A 19,177-nucleotide genomic window follows, 5' to 3' on the forward strand; every position below is an offset into this window, starting at 1 on the left:
TTGAATCGACGACTCCGGCACCGCGGGCGCTGGATGACGCTACAAAATTCAGCCAGGTGGTTTCGGATAACCTACCTGTTTTGCATTGCGGTACTAAATATTGTCCAGTTTCGCCATGCAATACTGATTTTTGTAATTTGAGAGTAAACAAAGTCCGATCCGACAACAACCCGTTCAGGAAAATTCGGAAATCAATTCTACGCAACAGCGCAACGGGGACCAAAAACGCTGCGAATAGAATGAGTAAATGCGGGATAGGCTGTAAGTCAGGTGAATTAGCGGTAATACTCGCCCGGCAGGGAAGCTTCAGAACCAGGCCTCTAGCTGCGGCCGGACTGCCGCCAACCAGTTTGTATTTCTGCGCGAATTGTTTCGCACAGCGGAACCTGTCTCCGGTTCAGCTCATAGACCACCATATTGACCGCAGACGCCAGGTTCAGACATTCAATCGCGGCGTCGGCGGGATACGGTCACTGTAATCAATGTTTAGAAAGTGACGGTCTCAAGGTCGGATCATCGCTCACCCTTACCAGTAACTTGCCACGATTTGCACCTTGCAGAAGTCCCTGAAAGGCACTGATAGCATTGTCGAAACCGTCGATGATGTCTTCCTGGTAGCGGATCTTGCCTTGCTGAATCCACCGGCTCATGTCTCTCCGGAAATCCGGCAGCCGATCATGATGATCTGACTGTATAAAGCCGCGTAGCATCAGGCGTTTGACCAGCACCTTGCCCATAAACGGAATGAGCCGGTCCCGCCCTTCGGGTAGCGATGTCATGTTGTAATGGGCGATGCGGCCACAAACCGGGATGCGGGCGAAGTCGTTGACCAGTTCCATGACCGCATCAAACACCCGACCACCCACGTTTTCGAAATAAACATCGATGCCCTTCGGACAAGCCGCCATCAGCTGGGCCTCGAAGTCGTCGTCTTTATAATTTATACAGGCATCAAAGCCGTATTCTTTGACCACGTACTCGCATTTGTCAGGTGCTCCTGCAACACCAACCACATAGCAGCCTTTCATCTTCGCCAACTGGCCCACCACCTGGCCGACTGCGCCGGCTGCGGCGGAGACCACGACGGTTTCACCCGCTTTCGGCTGGGCCAGATCCAGCAAGCCGACATACGCAGTAAAACCAGGCATTCCCATAATTCCGACGGCAGTGCTGATCGGCATCTCTTCGGGATTGAGCTTGACCAGCCCCTCGGCCGGCGCCACGGCGTAGCGCTGCCAGCCGTTATCGCTGAGGACAATGTCGCCGGGTGCCAATGAGGAACTGTTGCTGGTCATGACCTCGCTGACGGTACGCCCGGTCATCACGTCGCCCAGATTCACGCTGCGGGCATAGGAGGCGCCCGCATTCATCCGGCCCCGCATGTAAGGATCCAACGACAGATAAATGGTTTTCAGCAGTACTTCTCCATAACCCGGGGTCGGTAGAGGCGCTTCAGTAAACACCAGGTGGGTGTCGTCAGGCATACCTTTGGGCCGTTCGGTCAAAATGTACTGTTGGTTCTTATCCATTGTTCGATCCTCTGTGTTTGGTCTTGAGATTAGAGCCAAATAAACTTTTGGGGGCAGATTGTTCCCGTATTGTCTGTCAGGATCTTTATGCCCGATTCAGCTCATACACCGCCATGTTAACGGCCGACGCCAGGTTCAGGGATTCAACCGTCGCAGCGCCTGGGATAGTGAATCGGTGGGCGTTGAGCCTGGCCAGCGCTTCGCCAGGTATGCCACGGGCTTCATTGCCAAACAGGTAGCAGTCGTGGGCCATGAAACCAGGGCTGGTGATCGCTTCACCGCCAATGTCCAGGGAGGCGACCCGAGGGTAGCGTCTGGCTAGTGTTTCAGGACTGATTTCAAATTCCACCGGCACATGGAAAATGCCCCCCATGCTCGCACGCACGACTTTCGGGTTGTAGGGGTCGACACTGCCGGGGCTGAGCAGGCAGCGAAAGCCACCAAACCAGGCTAGCGTGCGCAGGATGGTCCCAAGGTTGCCCGGGTCCTGAACCTCATGCAGGTAGACGGCCTTTTCGACCTCCGCCGGGGCGTTACTGGCCAGAGGCGGAAGGCGCGCGACCGCTAACAGGCCCTGGGGAGTTTTGGTGTCTGTCAGTTGCGCCATTTGCCGTTCGGTAACCAGGTGCCGGGGCCAGGGGCTGGGCCAGTTCTCATAAGTACTGGTGACAAACAGTTCGGCCTGCTGCCAGTGGGCATTGGCCCCTGCCGCTTTCTCCAGTTCCAGCACCAGATGCTCGCCTTCTACCAGGAAGTGTCCGAGAGCCTGACGATATTTCTTCTGGTGCAGTTTCCTGACGTCCCCTAGTTTCACGGTCTGGTTTCCGCCTGGGTTGCTGTTCGGTTTTCTGAGCCGGCTCCAAGGTCCGCCATCATCGCTTTGGCGACGGCTTCCGCCACCTTTATGCCATCCACACCGGCTGAGAGTATGCCGCCTGCGTAGCCCGCGCCCTCACCGGCAGGGTAAAGCCCTCTGGTGTTCAGGCTTTGCAGGCTCTCCCGGTCACGGGTAATACGAACCGGCGACGAGGTGCGGGTTTCAACGCCGGTCAGCAGTGCATCTGCCCGGTCAAAGCCCCGGATCTGCCGGCCGAACGCGGGCAGGGCTTCACGGATGGCTTCGATGGCGTAATGGGGCAGGGAAGGTGCAAGATCACCCAGTCGGATGCCGGGCTTGTAGGAAGGTTCCACTTCGCCCAGTTGCTCTGACGGTCTGCCCGCAATAAAGTCCCCCACCAGCTGGGCGGGGGCGCAATAGTCGCGGCCCCCGAGATCATAGGCCGTGGCTTCCAGCTGTTCCTGAAGCTCTACCCCTGCCAGCGGGTCGCCGGGAAAGTCCTTGGCCGGCTCAATGTTCACCACGATGCCGGAGTTGGCATTACGTTCGTTACGGGAGTACTGGCTCATGCCGTTGGTGACCACCCGCCCGGGCTCGGAGGTCGCAGCCACCACGGTACCGCCCGGGCACATGCAGAAGCTGTACACCGCGCGACCGTTCTTTGCGTGGTACACCAGCTTGTAGTCAGCGGCGCCCAGGGCCGGGTGGCCGGCGTACTTGCCCAGCCGGGCATGGTCGATCAGGCCCTGGGGGTGTTCGATGCGGAAACCGATGGCAAACGGCTTGGCTTCCAGGAAGACATCGCGCCTGTGCAACATGCGAAAGGTTTCCCGGGCGCTGTGGCCCAGCGCCATCACCACATGGCGGCTCTTGATCTGTTCGCCGCTGGCCAGCGCTATGCCCTGGACCTCTCCATTTTCCACCAGCAGGTCGGTGACCTTGTGTTCGAAGCGGATGTCGCCTCCAAGGCTGATGATCTCCTCCCGCATCCGGGACACCACGCCGGTCAGCCGAAAGGTGCCGATATGGGGTTTGCTGACAAACAGGATTTCCTCCGGGGCCCCCGCCTTGACGAACTCGGCCATAACCTTGCGGCCATAGAACTTCGGGTCCTTGATCTGACTGTAGAGCTTGCCGTCCGAGAACAGCCCGGCACCGCCCTCGCCAAACTGGACGTTGGACTCCGGCGACAGCTGTTTTTTGCGCCATAGGGCCCAGGTGTCCTTGGTGCGACGGCGCACATCCTTGCCCCGCTCCAGCACGATTGGCCGGAAGCCCATCTGGGCCAGCAGCAGGGCGGCGAACAGCCCGCAAGGCCCCAGCCCCACCACGACCGGCCGCTCCGTTAATCCGGCAGGAGCCTGAGCGACAGGATAGTAGGCGGTATCCGGCGCCAGGCGAACGTGGGCGTCTTCCGAAAAACGTGCCAGCACCGCCGCTTCGTCCCGCACAGCCAGATCAACGATGTAAACGAACTTGATCTCGCTGTTTTTTTTGCGGGCGTCGTAGCTCCGCTTGAAGACGGTAAAGTGCATCAGATCAGCATCACGAAGCTGCAGGCGCTGCAGAACAGCCGCACGCAGTGCTTCGTCCGGGTGATCAAGGGGTAAAGCCAGTTCGGTAACGCGAATCATGGTATTTCCTGGCCGCCGGCGTGTTGCCGACAGGTTGCGGTTGGAAAAGTGGGCCCATTGTACTGCCGGCCAAGGGGCTTGTCAGGCGCCGGGCCACTTTTGCGGTAGGTGTCGCGGCGGCGTACACTAGCGGCTTTCCCGCAGTGAACAGAAGACACCCCATGGCCCGTTCCAAAAGCAGTAACCGCTGGCTCGAAGAGCACGTCAACGATCCCTTTGTGAAGCAGGCTCAGGTGGACGGCTACCGCTCCCGTGCCAGCTACAAACTCCTTGAGATCAATGACAAGGACCGCCTGATTCAGCCCAACGCGCTGGTGGTGGATCTGGGTTCTGCTCCCGGTGGCTGGTCCCAGGTGGCTGCCACGCTGGTCGGACACAAGGGCCGGGTGGTGGCGTCGGACATCCTGGCCATGGAGGCCATTGCCGGAGTTGAATTCATCCAGGGGGACTTCACCGAACAGGAGGTGTTCGACCAGATCATGGCCACCCTGGAGGGCGCTCTCGCGGATGTGGTTATTTCCGATATGTCGCCCAACATCAGCGGCGTCAATGTAGCCGACCAGGCTGCTTCCATGTATCTGGTGGAGCTTGCGCTGGACATGGCCTGCCAGGTGCTCAAGCCCAAAGGCAGCTTTGTCGCCAAGGTATTCCATGGCGAGGGCTACGATGAGTTTGTCAAAGCCGTGCGTGAGGTCTTTGACAAGGTGTCCATTCGCAAGCCGGATTCCTCAAGGTCGCGCTCTCGGGAAGTGTATCTGGTGGCCAAGGGGTTCAGGAGCAGGTGAGATTACGGAGTTCCTTTCGGTTCTGACAGGCGTTGAGATTACCCGCGATAAAACACTAACGACCTGCCCGGCCCAGAGCCCTTTGTAAACCTGGGCTTATGGAACACCTATGGGTGAGTGCATGTCCTATGCCGAACCTTTATATATTAGCTGTAGCTCGCGCTCATCCTGTGACTCAATGGTATTCACTCGTCAGCAAGCAGATTGAGAGGCTTGTTGGACGTACTGATTTCTTTCGGGTCGAACAACAGTTTGCCCTTCCAGGTTCCCGCACCTACCTGCTCCGCCACCTGCTGCATGATGATCTCTGCCAGTTTCAGTGTAGCCACTGAAGAGGGCAGGTCTGTGGGGGTGACGATGGAAAGTGTTCTTTTCAGTTCAGGGGAAGTGATGGGGATGGCAATGACCTCCTTGCGGGTGGTCATTTCGTGCACCGCAGCGGATGACAAAATGGTGTAGCCCAGCCCCCTGCGAACCATGTCCGTCAGCATCGGCCAGGCACTGACTTCAAGCGCCAGGTTCAGTGATACGTTGCGCTCCGCCGCTTCTTTTTCCATGGCCACCCGAAGCCCATGCTTTTCTTCCGGCATGACCAGGGGAAGTTCAAGCACCTCATCCAGCGTTATCTCTGACCGGTTGGACACTTTCGTATTGGTCGGAGAAATCAGGTAAAGACGCTCCTCGAGCAAGGGGCGGTAGCGCAGATTCTTGTGATTACTCTGGCTGTAGGAAATGGCGAGGTTCAGCCGATGCTGCATAACCATTTGCTGAAGCGTGCCGCTCATGGCTGATTTGACCGCCAGGTTTACCTGCGGAAATCGTTTGCGGTACTCCTCGATGATGGCCCCTGAGAAGGTGTGCGCGACCGTGGGCAGCAGTCCGAGTACCACTTGCCCGGTCACTTCCCCTGCCACTGCGGTGACATCGGCCTGGGTTCGCTCAAGGCTTTGCAGCAGGCTTCGCGCGCGCTCGTATAACAGCTCGCCGGCGGCCGTCAGCACCACTCCCCGACCGTGGCGTACAAACACATCAACGTTCAATGCTTCTTCCAGCATTCTGATCTGACGGCTCAGTGCCGGCTGAGCTACAAAGAGCTTCTCGGAAGCGCGGCTGAAACTGCCGGTGTCTGCGACCGTCAGGAAAGTGTTCAGCTGGCGCAAGTCGACGTTAAGATTGAAGGGCATGGGTTCTCACCTATAACTTCGAAGTATGCAATTTTTTCACTATATACCATTTACGTTATTGGCAAACGGCCGCTTGCTTGCACTTGAGGTATGCCATAAAAAGATGGTTGATATAAAAACTATATAATTGTTGTAGATTTTTCTTGCTGCTACGGTTGGCCCATAACCGGGAGCCAACCGATCCCTCACTCTTCTTCAACGATGTCCTCCAGTGTCAGGAACGACAAGGGTAAACAGCATGCAGAGCAGAGCCATCTATAGCAGCGAACACGAACTCTTCCGCGAGAATGTCCGTCGTTTTTTTCGTACCGAGCTGGAGCCCAAAATAGAGCAGTGGGAAGAGGAAAGTGTGGTGCCTCGGTCATTCTGGAAAAAGGCCGCGGAAAACGGTTTTCTGTGTTGCGGCGTGCCTGAAGAATACGGCGGCCCGGGCGCAGACTTTCTTTACAACATGGTGCTGTCTGAGGAAACCGGCTATGCCATAGGTGGTGCCAGCGTCGGCTTTTCCGTTCAGGCGGACATCGTAGCGTACTACCTGATGAACGCGGGCACTGAGGAACAGAAGCAGTACTGGCTGCCGAAGATGGTGACTGCCGAGAAAATTGCTGCCATAGGCATGACCGAGCCAGGTGCCGGTAGCGACCTCAAGGCCATCCGTACCTCCGCCGTCCGAGATGGAGATGAGTACGTTATTAACGGGCAGAAGACCTACATCACCAACGGCCAGAATGCCGACTTTGTGTTGCTAGCCTGTGTGACGGGACCTGGAAAGGGCGCCCATGGCATCAGCATGATCATAGTGGAAGCGGAGCGTGCCGGTTTCGAGCGCGGCCGAAACCTGGCCAAGATCGGCCAGAAAGCGGCCGATACCTCCGAAATGTTCTTCCAGGACGTGCGCGTGCCAGTTACCAACCTGGTGGGTCAGGAAGGTGAGGGCTTTGCCATGATGATGCGGGAACTTCCGCGCGAACGCATCACCATCGCCTGCCGTGCCCAGGCGGAAGCCCAGCGTGCTTTTGACCTGACCGTGGCGTACACCAAGGAGCGTAAAGCATTTGGCAAGGCGGTGGCTGACTTTCAGAACACCCAGTTTGCGCTGGCCGATATGAAAACCAGTCTGGAAGTCGGCTGGGCCTATCTGGACCAGTGCATCAAGAAATGTGATGCGGGCACCCTGACCGCCGAAGAGGGCGCCATGGCCAAACTCTGGACTACGGAGAACGAGGGCAGGGTCGTAGACCAGTGTCTGCAGCTCTTTGGCGGTTATGGTTACATGTGCGAATACCCCATTTCCCGTATCTATGTTGACGCACGGGTACGCCGGATCTACGGCGGCACATCGGAAATCATGAAGCTGGTGATCAGTCGCTCCCTCTAAGTAACACCGATAAGCAATACAAAAGGAAGGAGTTCACATGTTTGGTATTACCGCATACGGCGCCTACATACCGAGAAGCAGGCTCTCCAGAACCGCCATAGCCGACGCCAACGACTGGTTTGATGCCAGTCTCCGCGGCCTCGCGAAAGGCGAGCGCAGCACCTGCAACTGGGACGAAGATACCATCACCATGGCGGTGGAAGCCGGACAGGACTGTCTCTCCGTTCTCGACGCCGATTCCGTGGATACGCTGTATCTGGCTTCTACCACGCTGCCGTTTCTTGATCGCCAGAATTCAGTCGTGGTCAGCCAGGCGCTGAACCTGGGTGATCGTCTGCGCACCATGGACGTCAGCGCTTCCCAGCGGGCAGCGACCTCGGCCCTGATTGCAATGCTTGAGGCGGGCCACTCCGATAAAAGGACCGCCATGCTGGTGGCATCCGAACACCGGCGCACCAGGTGTGGGTCTCGGGCGGAAATGCTCTGGGGCGACGGGGCAGCCGCCCTGGGTGTCGGCAACGAGAATGTGATTGCGGAATACCTGGGCAGCGAGACCTATGTGAACGACTTTGTCGATCACTACAGGGGTGAGGATTCCACCCTGGATTACGAGTGGGAAGAACGCTGGATCCGTGATGAGGGTTACCTCAAGAGTGTGCCGCAGGCCGCCTCACGGCTGCTGGAGAAGGTCGGCGTGAAAGCTGGTGATATTGCCCACTTCGTGTTGGCGTCTGACCAGGCCAAGACACCTCTGGCCGTTGCGAAGAAGCTGGAAATTCCGGCACAGGCCGTGGTGGACAACCGCATCGCTTCAATGGGTGTCGCCGGGGCTGCCCATCCGATTGTCTTGCTGACCGCAGCGCTCGAAACCGCAAGACCCGGTGAGCTGATCCTGCTGGCGGGTTTTGGCCAGGGCACGGATGTGGTGCTGTTCAAAGCCACTGACCAGATCGGCAAGCGGCGTCCGAAAACCGGGTTTGCCGGAGCGCTCGAGCGCCGGCGGCCGGATGACAACTACAACCGCTTCCTCAGCTTCAACAACCTGGTTGAGCGCGAAACCGGCAAGCGCGGCGAACTGGACAAGCAGAGTTACCTGGCCGCGATGTATCGCAGAAAGGATCTTTTGACCGCTTTTATAGGCGGCAAATGCCGCGAATGCGGCACGGTGCAGATCCCGCGGGACAACTACTGCGTGAATCCGGAGTGCGGCGCCCTCGACAGTCAGGACGATTACCCCATGTCCACCATACCCGGCCGGGTAAAAACCTGGACTGCCGACCGACTGACCTTTGACTGGAACCCACCGGCCTATTTCGGACTCGTGGAGTTTGAAGGGGGTGGTCGACTGATGATGGATTTCACGGAAGTCGAGGAAGGCAGTATTGAAGCCGGTGTCGCCGTCAGTCTGCATTTTCGCATCCGGCAGTTCGATAACCAGCGGGGCTTCCGCAAGTATTTCTGGAAAGCCACGCCCTCCGGGCAATAAATCGCGCAGCTGACAACACAGGTGATTGAATATGGCTAGTGGAATCAAGGACAAGGTAGTGATCCTGGGCATGGGTTGCAGCAAGTTCGGTGAGCGCTGGGATGCAAGCCCTGCCGACCTTATGGTGGAAGCGTTCGAGGAGTGTATTGCTGATGCCGGTATCGAGAAGAAAGACATTGAAATGGGTTGGTTTGGTGCCGGTATTGATGCCTACAACGTAGGCGCCAGCGCGCTGCCTCTTTCCCTTGCCCTGCGGTTGTCGAATATTCCGGTTACCAAAGTCGAGAACATGTGTGCTACCGGTACCGAAGCGTTTCGCGGTGCGGTTTATGCTGTTGCCTCAGGGGCCTGTGACATTGCCCTGGCGCTGGGTGTGGAAAAGCTGAAAGACGTCGGTTACGGCGGCCTGCCCCAGCGTACCCGTGGCGTGGAAAACGATATGTTCTGGCCCAACCTGTCGGCGCCCGGCTCCTTTGCCCAGCTGGCCAGTGGCTATCGGGCCAAGCATGGTCTGGACAAGGCCGAGCTCAAACGTGCCATGGCCCATGTGTCAGTAAAAAGCCACGCCAATGGCGCCAAGAATCCAAAGGCCCATCTTCGCCGGGAAATCACCGAAGAACAGGCCATCAACGCCCCTTATATTGCAGAACCGATTGGTCTGTACGATTGTTGCGGTGTCAGCGATGGCTCTGCCTGCGCCATTGTCACTACGCCTGAAATCGCCCGGCGCCTGGGCAAAACCGATCTGGTGTCGGTCAAGGCCTTGCAACTGGCGGTTTCCAATGGTGATGAGGCCAGCTTCAGTGACTGGGACGGCTCCTACCTGAAGACCACCCGGATTGCTGCCCAACGCGCCTATAACGAAGCGGGTATCAGGAAGCCCCGGGAAGAGATCAGCATGACGGAAGTGCATGACTGTTTCTCCATTACCGAACTGGTGACCATGGAAGACCTGCAGCTCTCTGATGAAGGCCAGGCCGTCCGAGACGTTCTCAACGGCGATTTCGATGCCGATGGCCGGATCCCCTGCCAGATTGATGGCGGACTGAAATGCTTTGGCCATCCCATCGGCGCCTCGGGTCTGCGCATGATCTATGAAAACTATCTGCAGTTTCAGGGGCGCGCGGGCGACCGACAGCTTTCAGACCCCCGCCTGGCGCTGAATCACAACCTGGGGGGCTTCCCGCACCAGAACATCTGTAGCATCTCGATTATCGGACGCTACGAGTGAATGTCGAAGGAACAGGTGACCTGATGAGCCAGACACAGAAAGCTACTGCTATGTCCCCGGCGTCCCCGGCCAGCAACGACGAATCACTGGCCGTGGCCCGGCGCAGTCTCGATAAGGTCCGGCAGCAACTGGACCTGGCCCTTAGGAACCTCAAGAACTTTTGCACCATCGACGGTCGCCTAAATTCGGATTTACTTGATCGTCACCAGCTGAGCTGTTACGAGGTGGCCTTCTGCGCAGCAGAACTGTCGGCGTGTGATGCCGTCTGTCATTACGCAGCAGAGACCTGCGCGCAGGATGAACTTGCCCGGGAGGTGGCGCTGGCGTTCTGCGCGGAAGCGGTGCCCTCGGCCATTCAGCGCATATTGGCCCGGGCTGGAGATACCGGCCTTGATCGTGCCTCGGTCGTGGGTTTGTATAACGACAGGGATATCCAGAAGCTGATTGAAGCGTTTGGATCCAGCGACTTCCTGGCGGCTATCGGAGCAACCGTGGCGGAGCGTGGCAGCACCCGTCTGCCTTCCACTCTTGGTGAAGAGAAGGAAATGGTGCGGGACATGTTTGCCCGCTTCGCGGCCGATGTCGTGGTGCCGCTCGCCGGGGAAATCCACCGCCACGACCTGGATATTCCTGACGAGATTCTGAAGCCTGCTGCGGAGCTGGGCTGTTTCGGTATCAGCATTCCCGAACGTTTTGGCGGCCTGCTACCCGATGATAAACCCGACAGCCTTGGCATGATTGTGGTGACCGAAGAGCTCTCCCGGGCTTCACTGGGGGCAGCGGGCAGTCTGATTACCCGCCCGGAAATAGCTGCCAAGGCCCTGCTGCAAGGTGGCACCGAGCAACAGCAGCAGGAATGGCTACCGCGGATTGCCTCAGGTGAAACCCTGTGTGCCATCGCCATCACCGAGCCCGATTACGGGTCTGACGTGGCCTCGCTCGGTTTGAAGGCGACGCAGGTCGAAGGCGGCTGGCTACTCAATGGCAGCAAGACCTGGTGCACCTTCGCGGGCAAGGCCGGGATGTTGCTGGCCATGGCCCGCAGTGAACCGGACCCGTCCCTGGGCCATCGCGGGCTGAGTCTGTTCCTGGTCGAAAAACCCCCCGCTCCGGGCCATGAGTTCCACCATCAGCAGCCTGGCGGTGGCGTTATTTCCGGCAAGGCGATAGCCACCCTGGGCTACCGGGGCATGCACTCCTACGACGTTTTCTTCGAGGACTATTTTGTTCCTGCCGAGGGTCTGATTGGCGGTGAGAAAGGCAGAGGCCAAGGGTTTTATTTCACCATGGCTGGCTTTGCCGGCGGACGAATCCAGACCGCCGCCCGGGCAACCGGTGTGATGCAGGCAGCCTTCGAAAAGGCACTCAGTTACGCCAAAGACCGCAAAGTTTTCGGTAAGGCGGTGGGTGATTACCAGCTTACCCAGGTAAAGCTGGGCCGGATGATGTCCACCCTGACTGCCTCCCGCCAGTTCAGCTACGCGGTCGCCCGCCTGATGGACGAAGGCGGCGGTCAGGTTGAGGCCAGCCTGGTGAAGCTGTTTACCTGCCGTGCCGCAGAGTGGGTCACCCGGGAGGCCATGCAGATACACGGGGGCATGGGCTATGCCGAAGAAACCGACGTCAGCCGCTACTTTGTTGATGCGCGGGTGCTGCCTATTTTTGAGGGCGCGGAAGAAACCCTCGCTCTGAAAGTCATTGCCAGGAATCTGGTTGCCCAGGCTTGAGACAGGAAACTACACGAGAACTTCTAAGGAGAACGCTGTGAGCGACAAGAAAATGCTTGATGGAAAAGTCATCGTTGTGACCGGTGGTGGTCGTGGTATCGGGCGCGCAACCTGCCTGATGCTCGCGGAGCACGGCGCCAGAGTGGTGGTTAACGATATTGGTGGCGGAGCGGATGGCGCAGGTAACGACCAGGCCCCTGCTGACGAAGTTGTATCCGCGGTCAAGGAAGCCGGCGGCGAGGCGGTGGCGAGCTTTGACAGCGTAACGGAGTGGGAAGGAGGTCAGGCCATCATCCAGACGGCTATTGATACCTTCGGTCAGATTGACTGCGTGGTGAACAATGCCGGTAACCTTCGGGATGGCATTTTCCACAAGATGTCGGAGCAGGACTTCGAGTCTGTTCTGTCCGTGCACCTCAAGGGGACCTTTAATGTATCCCGGGCGGCGGCGCCGCACTTCCGGCAGCAGGGCAGTGGCACTTTTGTAAATATGACGTCCACCTCCGGCCTGATCGGTAACTTTGGCCAGGCTAACTACTCGGCCGCCAAGATGGGCATCGTGGGCCTGTCCAAATCCATGGCGCTGGACATGGAGCGGTTCGGAGTTACCTCGAACTGTATTGCGCCGTTCGCCTGGAGCCGTCTGATCGGCAGTATTCCGACCGATGATGAGGCCCAGAGAGAGCGTGTCGCGAAGATCCAGAAGATGACACCGGACAAGATTTCCAGCCTGGTGGTCTCCCTTTGCAGTGACCAGGCTAAACATGTGACGGGGCAGATCTTTGGCGTACGCAACAACGAGATTTTCCTGTTCAGCCAGCCGCGCCCGATCCGTTCTGCTCACACATCCGATGGCTGGACCCCGGAAACCATTCTGAGCCGGGTCATGCCCGCCTTTGAAGCGGACTTCTACCCGCTGAGCCGTTCCGCTGACATCTTCAGCTGGGACCCGTTCTGATCGATCTGGGCAGCCGCTATCCGGAGTCTCCCGGATAGCGCCATCTGGCACAGGAGGATGCAAGTGGCCATCAGCTACGAGAAGCTGCTGAACCGCAGGTTCGAGCGTATCGACCATCAGTTCACCGAGAAAGACACCATTCTCCACGCACTCGGCGTAGGGATGGGAATCGACCCCCTGGACAGGGACTGCCTGCCCTTCGTTTACGAGAAAGGCCTGAAGGCGCTGCCCAGCATGGCCGTAGTGATGGCCTACCCGGGGTTTTGGACGAAGGAGCCGGACACCGGGATCGATTGGGTGAAGGTGCTCCATGCCGGTCAGGAAGTGATCATGCACAAGCCATTGCCAGCCTCGGGTCACGTGTACGCCACCACCCGGGTCACAGACGTGATCGACAAGGGCGAAGGCAAGGGTGCCCTGATTCTTTCCGAACGTACCGTGAGGGATGCCGCGACCGATGAAGCCCTGTGCACCCTGTCCATGACCACCATGGCCCGGGGCGATGGTGGTTTTGGCGGGGCCGGTACCCAACCTCCAAAGCCGGACCCACTCCCTGAAAGGGCGCCGGACCTGGCGTGCGAGCTGCCTACGCTGCCCCAGCAGGCTCTGATTTACCGGCTTTCCGGGGATTACAATCCGCTTCACGCCGACCCGGACGTAGCAAAAGACGCCGGCTTTGAAGCCCCGATCCTGCACGGTCTGTGTACCTTCGGGGTCGCCTGCCATGCGCTTCTGAAAACCCTGTGTGACTACGACCCGGCCCGCTTCCACCGGATGCGTGTGCGTTTCTCGGCACCGGTCTATCCTGGTGAAACCATCCGTACCGAAATCTGGCGTGAGGGCGATTCGGTGGCTTTTCGTTGTCGCTCGGTGGAACGGGACCTGGTCGTCATCAACAACGGCTATGCCGAGGTGAGCTGAAATGCAGAATATTCTTTCCGGACTCCGGGTGATTGAAGGCAGTGCCTTCGTGGCGGCCCCCTCGGGGGGCATGACTCTGGCACAGTTGGGGGCCGATGTGATCCGGTTCGACCCCATCGGCGGCGGTATCGACTATCGCCGGTGGCCGGTCAACAGTGATAACCAGAGTCTGTACTGGCACAGCCTCAACAAGGGCAAGCGATCCATTGCGGTGGACATACGCCGGCCCGAAGGCCAGGAGATTCTTTCCCGGTTGATCACCTTGCCGGGGGACGACTGCGGTATGTTTCTGACCAATTTTCCGGCCAAAGGCTGGTTGTCCTATGAGCGCCTGAAAGAGCTCCGGGAAGACCTGATCTATATGAACCTCACCGGTGATCGTCACGGTAAAAGTGCGCTGGACTACACCGTCAACTGCAAGGTCGGCTTTCCTTCCATCACCGGTGTCGGCAAGGCAGATGAAATCCCGCCATTGAACAATCCGATGCCCGCCTGGGATGTCATCACCGGACAGCAGATTGCTCTGGGCCTGCTGGCTGCCGAGCGTCATCGCTCCCGTACCGGGGAAGGCCAGCTGGTGAAAATCGCCCTGGCCGACGTAGCCCTCGCCACCCTGGGAAATCTGGGCTACATCGCGGAAGCCATGATCAACGACGCTGACCGGGAGGCCATAGGCAACGATATTTTTGGTACCTATGGTCATGATTTCGAATGCAGCGACGGCGAGCGGGTCATGGTTGTCGGGGTCAGTCCGAACCAGTGGCAGGCCCTGGTGTCGGTAACCGGTACTGAAAGCCAGATCCACGAACTCCAGGAGCGAATGGGCCTGGACTTCCGTAAGGAAGGGGACCGTTACAAGGGGCGTGCGGAAATCAGCGCCATTTTCCAGCCCTGGTTCAATCAGCGCCCTTACAGCCAGGTCAGTGCTGAACTTGATAAAACCGGGGTCTGCTGGGGCAAGTACCAGACCATAAGGGAAACGGTGACGTCAGACATTGACTGCTCCACTGACAACCCCCTGTTCCAGATGGTGGAACAACCGGGCATTGGGGAATACCTGATGCCGGATCACCCCCTTCGGTTCACCGCCATGAACCGTGAACCGGTTCTGCGTGCCCCGAAACTTGGCGAGCACACCGAGGAAATCCTGGCCCAGACACTGGGCTTGTCCAGCGGGGAGATTGGCAAACTGTTTGACGACAAGGTGGTAGCCAGCAGCGAGCAATAAAGCGGCGGGGACCTGTGCAACGAATCCCCGCAGGGCGCCTGAACAACAAATACAAGACGCCGGACCATGGCACCGGTAACAGGAGAGCAGGATGGGACCGTTGAAAGGCATACGGATTATTGAGCTCGCCGGCATTGGCCCGGGGCCATTCTGCGGAATGGTTCTGGCTGACCTTGGAGCCGAAGTGATCAGCGTAGAGCGGGTCGGAGCGCGGGCCCCCAAGCCGAAGCTGGATTGCAGTCGCCGGGGCAAGCGCTCCATTGCCCTGAACCTGAAAAGTGAGGACGGAGTCGAGGCCCTGCTTAAACTGGTGGAAACGGCGGATGCCCTGTTTGAAGGCTTTCGCCCCGGGGTCACGGAAAAACTTGGCATCGGGCCAGAGCCGTGCATGCAGCGCAATCCCCGTCTCGTTTACGGCCGGATGACCGGCTGGGGCCAGCACGGCCCCCTGTCCAGAGTCGCTGGTCACGACATCAACTATATCTCGCTGACCGGGGTCCTCAGCGCCATTGGCCGCGCTGGCGAAAAGCCGGTGCCTCCCCTTAATCTGGTGGGTGATTTCGGTGGCGGTGGCATGTTCCTGGCGCTGGGCATCGTTTCAGCGTTGCTGGAAACCGCAAAGTCCGGGCAGGGACAGGTTATTGATGCCGCCATGACCGACGGCTCCGCCGTGCTCATGTCGATGTTCCATTCGGCCTATGAAATGGGCCTGAACTCTCTGGAACGGGGCACCAATCGCCTGGACACCGGGGCCCACTTTTATAACTGCTACGAGACGAGTGATGGCAAATACGTTTCCATCGGTTCGATAGAGCCTCAGTTCTATGACCAGCTGATGAGCGTGGCAGGCCTTTCCCGGGATGAATTCGGTGATCAGCTGGACAAGAGCCGCTGGCCGGAGCTGAAACAGTCCCTCGAGCAGGTGTTCAGACAGAAAACCCGGGACCAGTGGTGTGAATTAATGGAAGGCACGGATATCTGCTTCGCACCGGTACTGGATATCAAGGAGGCCCAGTCCCACCCCCACAACCAGGCCCGGCACACCTATATAGATGTTGAGGGCATGCAGCAGCCGGCCCCGGCCCCCCGCTTCAGTCGTACCGAGCTTGGTATCCGCTTCGCTGCCCGTCAATACGGTGCGGATACCGACGAGGTTCTGGGTGAGTTGGGTTTCAGGCCGGAACAACTCGCCGCCATGCGCTCCGCAAAAGCCTGCGGCTAAAGACCGCCCGCTATTCAACAGACAGGATCAGACGCCATGAGTGAGTTGAATTTTGAAATTGATGGCCGGGTCGCCTACCTGACCATGAACCGCCCGGAAGCCCGCAATGCGCTGTCACTGGACATGCGCGCCGAGATCCGCGACAGGCTGCAGGAGGCCGAGCTCAACGATGACATCCGGTGCATCGTCTTGCGGGGTGCTGGTGAGCACTTTCTGGCGGGGGGTGACGTCAAGTCCTTCATGGCATTTACCAAGCTGCCACCGGAAGAGCGCCGCCTCACGTTTATCAACCGCATTCACGGTCTCAATACCATCATGTTCGCCATGCGGCGGTTGAACAAACCGGTCATTGCCAGTGTCCGTGGTGCCGCGGCCGGTGCCGGCGTGAGCCTTGCGCTGTGCTGCGACATGGTGGTGGCATCCGAGGATGCCTTCTTTACCCTGGCCTATTCCAAAATTGCCAGCAGTCCGGATGGTGGAGCCTCCTATTATCTACCGCGACTGGTGGGCACCAAGCGGGCCATGGAAATTGCCCTTCTGGGGGATCGTTTCACTGCGCAGGAAGCCCTGGGAATGGGCCTGATCAACCGCGTGGTACCGACAGAAGAGCTTGAGGCCAGCACCAAGGAGTTGGCCGACCGCCTCGCGGCCGGCCCCACCCGGGCCTATGGCAACATCAAGAAACTGATACTGGCCGCTTCCGATAATTCCCTGGAAGAGCAACTGCAGGCCGAGGCTGAAACCTTTGGGGATACCGTCATGGCCGATGACTGGATCGAGGGTGTGGTGGCGTTCAACGAGAAACGCAAGCCGGACTTTAAAGGGCACTGAGTGCTTCAGACCGTGCCCGGTTTCAAGGAGAGGTTGCAGTGACAGAGACCACAATCGACAAGACAACGTTCAAAGGCATTGCTTGCGGTACCCGGCATCTCACCCATGAAGAGTTCCAGCATGATGTAAAACGCGCGGCCAGCGCGTTCAGCAACCTGGGGATAGGCGCCGGCGAGTGTGTGGGCATCTTCATGCGGAATGATATCCACTTCATGACCGCCAATCATGCTGCCAACTATGTCGGAGCCTATGCGGTACCCATCAACTGGCACCTGGCTGGTGAAGAGCTGACCTACATACTGAACGATTCCGGGGCGCAAGTTCTGGTCATTCATGCGGATCTGTTCCGGAAAATAAGAGATGCCATTCCGGCAGGCGTCAGATGTCTTGTGGTGGCAACCCATGAAGACATTCGCAAGCCCTTCGGTGTGCCCGTGGACCAGTGCTCGGTACCGGAAGGGGAAACTGACTGGCAGCAGTTGCTGGACTCGGAACAGCCAATTCAGAACCCGCCCGTGCAGGGTCCGTCTTCCATGCTCTATACCTCAGGCACCACCGGACATCCGAAAGGCGTTCGCCGCATCCCCCTGGATGCCGAAGGCGCCGCCAGTATTCGCGACTTCCGTACCCGGGTATATGGCTGTGGACCGGGGGCTCGCTGTGCCGTGCCGGGGCCGATTTATCACAGCGCCCCCAACGGCTATGCCATGCAGGCGTCGAAAATCAGCGACCTGCTGCTGATCATTCCCAAGTTCGATTCGGAAGAGTTTCTTGCCTTGATTGATGAATACCGACTGACGGCCGCAATCATGGTGCCCATCATGTTTATCCGGCTGCTCAAGTTACCGGAAGACGTCCGCAATAAATTCGATCTGTCGAGCCTGGAATTCATTATTCATGCAGCCGCACCGTGCCCGGCGGATGTCAAACGCCGGATGATCGAATGGTTCGGTCCGGTGATCAACGAGTTCTATGGCTCGACCGAATCCAGCGCCGTCAGTGCCTGCAATTCCGAACAGGCACTGGCCAAGCCCGGCAGCGTTGGCAAAGCGGTGCCGGAGGCTGATATCCGCATACTCGATGAAAACGGGAATATTCTGCCCCCGGGCCAGATCGGCGAAATCTATTCCCGATTTCCGCTGATGGATTTCACCTACAACCGCAAACCGGAAGCCCGTGCTGCCATGGAGAAGGACGGCTACGTCACCTCCGGAGACATGGGTTACCTGGATGAAGACGGCTTTCTCTTTATTGCCGACCGGGTAAAGGACATGGTGATCTCCGGTGGTGTGAACATTTATCCCGCCGAGATCGAAGCGGTGCTGCACAACTATCCCGGCCTCAAGGACTGCGTCATCTTCGGTATCCCGGATGACGAGTTCGGCGAATCGCTGATGGCTGTGGTGGAAGCACAGGACAACGTCGAGCTGGATACCAACCACATAAAAAGCTACCTGCGGGAGCATCTCGCTGGCTTCAAGGTTCCCAGGCAGATAGAGATCGGCATGGACCTGCCCAGGGAGGATTCGGGCAAGATCTTCAAGCGCAAGCTGCGGGACAAATACTGGCAGCAGGCGGGTCGGGCGATCTGACTGTCTGGGTGCCAGCGAACTTCTGACAGATAGGTCTGATGAGCATGGTTCAGGATAGATATATAACGCCTCTATCATACCAACCACGGCTGGTGGACAGCCTGGTCAATTCATTCGGGAAGGCAGGACGATGCCGCAAAACGACAGAAATCTAGACGAGAGCAGCGCCGACAGCGGTAACTTCGAGGCCGAGTCCGGCAACATGGAAGGTTTCCGGGCTGCGCTTGGGTTTACTGTGGCGGAATGGCGAAAGGACGTCTGTGTGCTGACGGTCCCCCTGAGCAAACAGCACCTGAACCGCAATGGTTTTGTCCATGGCGGGGTTTTCATGTCGCTGCTGGATTCCGCCGGTGGCCTCTGCGGCACCTGGTGCCCGGTCCCAGGCCATGTCCGTCGCTGTATTACAGTGTCCATGAATACCCACTTCATGAACCCGGCCCGGGACGGGTTGATACGGGTAGAAGCTCACCTCATCAGCCGGGGCCGCAAGATGTTCTTTGTGGAAGCGCGCGTTACCCGGGAGGATCAGCTGATCGCCACGGGTGCGGGCACCTTCCGGTACGTACTGGGCGGGGAGAATGAAGACGGCGCCCCTCCGGTTTAGGCCAGCGCCCGAGCTTTCCCCGATCATTT

Annotated in this window: 16 protein-coding genes; 12 read left to right on the plus strand and 4 right to left on the minus strand. The window is 58.5% G+C overall.

Going from position 1 to position 19,177, the window contains the following annotated elements; genetic code table 11:
- Positions 1–479: 479 nt before the first annotated feature.
- From G7W63_RS18655 to G7W63_RS18665, 3 genes are all read right to left on the minus strand, one after another.
- Complete coding sequence (locus G7W63_RS18655) at positions 480–1,529, minus strand: NADP-dependent oxidoreductase (protein ID WP_166261952.1); 1,050 nt, start codon at positions 1,527–1,529, stop codon at positions 480–482.
- A gap of 85 nt (positions 1,530–1,614) precedes the next feature.
- On the minus strand, positions 1,615–2,343 hold the full coding sequence (locus tag G7W63_RS18660; RefSeq protein WP_166261954.1) for a TrmH family RNA methyltransferase: 729 nt from the start codon (positions 2,341–2,343) through the stop codon (positions 1,615–1,617).
- On the minus strand, positions 2,340–4,001 hold the full coding sequence (locus G7W63_RS18665) for an NAD(P)/FAD-dependent oxidoreductase (RefSeq protein WP_166261956.1): 1,662 nt from the start codon (positions 3,999–4,001) through the stop codon (positions 2,340–2,342). Before G7W63_RS18665 ends, G7W63_RS18660 begins: the two co-directional genes overlap by 4 nt.
- 161 nt (positions 4,002–4,162) lie before the next feature.
- Between G7W63_RS18665 and rlmE the strand changes: the two genes are divergently transcribed.
- Positions 4,163–4,786, plus strand: a complete 624-nt coding sequence (gene rlmE / locus G7W63_RS18670; RefSeq protein WP_166261958.1) for a 23S rRNA (uridine(2552)-2'-O)-methyltransferase RlmE — start codon at positions 4,163–4,165, stop codon at positions 4,784–4,786.
- A 185-nt stretch (positions 4,787–4,971) separates the two neighbouring features.
- Here the strand turns inward: rlmE and G7W63_RS18675 are convergent, their stop codons facing one another.
- Positions 4,972–5,970 carry a LysR family transcriptional regulator gene (locus tag G7W63_RS18675; RefSeq protein ID WP_166261960.1) on the minus strand — a complete coding sequence of 333 codons (999 nt, stop codon included), beginning with the start codon at positions 5,968–5,970 and terminating at the stop codon, positions 4,972–4,974.
- Positions 5,971–6,208: 238 nt separating this feature from the next.
- Here G7W63_RS18675 and G7W63_RS18680 point away from each other — a divergent pair, with 238 nt between their 5' ends.
- The 11 genes from G7W63_RS18680 to G7W63_RS18730 all read left to right on the plus strand — a co-directional run bounded on the left by G7W63_RS18680 (position 6,209) and on the right by G7W63_RS18730 (position 19,148).
- Positions 6,209–7,348, plus strand: coding sequence for an acyl-CoA dehydrogenase family protein (locus tag G7W63_RS18680; RefSeq protein WP_166261962.1), 1,140 nt, complete (start codon positions 6,209–6,211; stop codon positions 7,346–7,348).
- Positions 7,349–7,385: 37 nt separating this feature from the next.
- Positions 7,386–8,834, plus strand: a complete 1,449-nt coding sequence (locus G7W63_RS18685) for a hydroxymethylglutaryl-CoA synthase family protein (RefSeq protein WP_166261964.1) — start codon at positions 7,386–7,388, stop codon at positions 8,832–8,834.
- A 31-nt stretch (positions 8,835–8,865) separates the two neighbouring features.
- Positions 8,866–10,065: an acetyl-CoA acetyltransferase gene (locus G7W63_RS18690; protein WP_166261966.1), complete on the plus strand. Its 1,200-nt coding sequence runs from the start codon at positions 8,866–8,868 to the stop codon at positions 10,063–10,065.
- Between the two features lie 23 nt (positions 10,066–10,088).
- Entirely contained in the window at positions 10,089–11,792 is a 1,704-nt protein-coding gene (locus G7W63_RS18695) for an acyl-CoA dehydrogenase family protein (RefSeq protein WP_207309000.1), read from the plus strand.
- A gap of 52 nt (positions 11,793–11,844) precedes the next feature.
- The gene (locus G7W63_RS18700) at positions 11,845–12,750 is read left to right on the plus strand and encodes an SDR family NAD(P)-dependent oxidoreductase (protein ID WP_166262413.1); all 906 of its coding nucleotides are present in this window, start codon (positions 11,845–11,847) and stop codon (positions 12,748–12,750) included.
- A gap of 63 nt (positions 12,751–12,813) precedes the next feature.
- Positions 12,814–13,671, plus strand: a complete 858-nt coding sequence (locus tag G7W63_RS18705) for a MaoC family dehydratase (RefSeq protein WP_166261968.1) — start codon at positions 12,814–12,816, stop codon at positions 13,669–13,671.
- 1 nt (position 13,672) lies between these two features.
- Positions 13,673–14,899 (plus strand): CoA transferase, encoded by a 1,227-nt coding sequence (locus tag G7W63_RS18710; protein WP_166261970.1) that lies wholly within the window; start codon positions 13,673–13,675, stop codon positions 14,897–14,899.
- A 91-nt stretch (positions 14,900–14,990) separates the two neighbouring features.
- A complete protein-coding gene (locus G7W63_RS18715) occupies positions 14,991–16,121 on the plus strand; it encodes a CaiB/BaiF CoA transferase family protein (protein WP_166261972.1) in 1,131 nt (376 codons plus the stop codon).
- Between the two features lie 36 nt (positions 16,122–16,157).
- Complete coding sequence (locus G7W63_RS18720) at positions 16,158–16,952, plus strand: enoyl-CoA hydratase/isomerase family protein (RefSeq protein ID WP_166261974.1); 795 nt, start codon at positions 16,158–16,160, stop codon at positions 16,950–16,952.
- A 38-nt stretch (positions 16,953–16,990) separates the two neighbouring features.
- Entirely contained in the window at positions 16,991–18,544 is a 1,554-nt protein-coding gene (locus G7W63_RS18725; protein WP_166261976.1) for an acyl-CoA synthetase, read from the plus strand.
- A 130-nt stretch (positions 18,545–18,674) separates the two neighbouring features.
- Positions 18,675–19,148, plus strand: coding sequence for a PaaI family thioesterase (locus G7W63_RS18730; RefSeq protein ID WP_166261978.1), 474 nt, complete (start codon positions 18,675–18,677; stop codon positions 19,146–19,148).
- Positions 19,149–19,177 lie beyond the last annotated feature (29 nt).

It is taken from the genome of Marinobacter salicampi (assembly GCF_011074795.1).
Taxonomy (GTDB): Bacteria; Pseudomonadota; Gammaproteobacteria; order Pseudomonadales; family Oleiphilaceae; genus Marinobacter; species Marinobacter salicampi.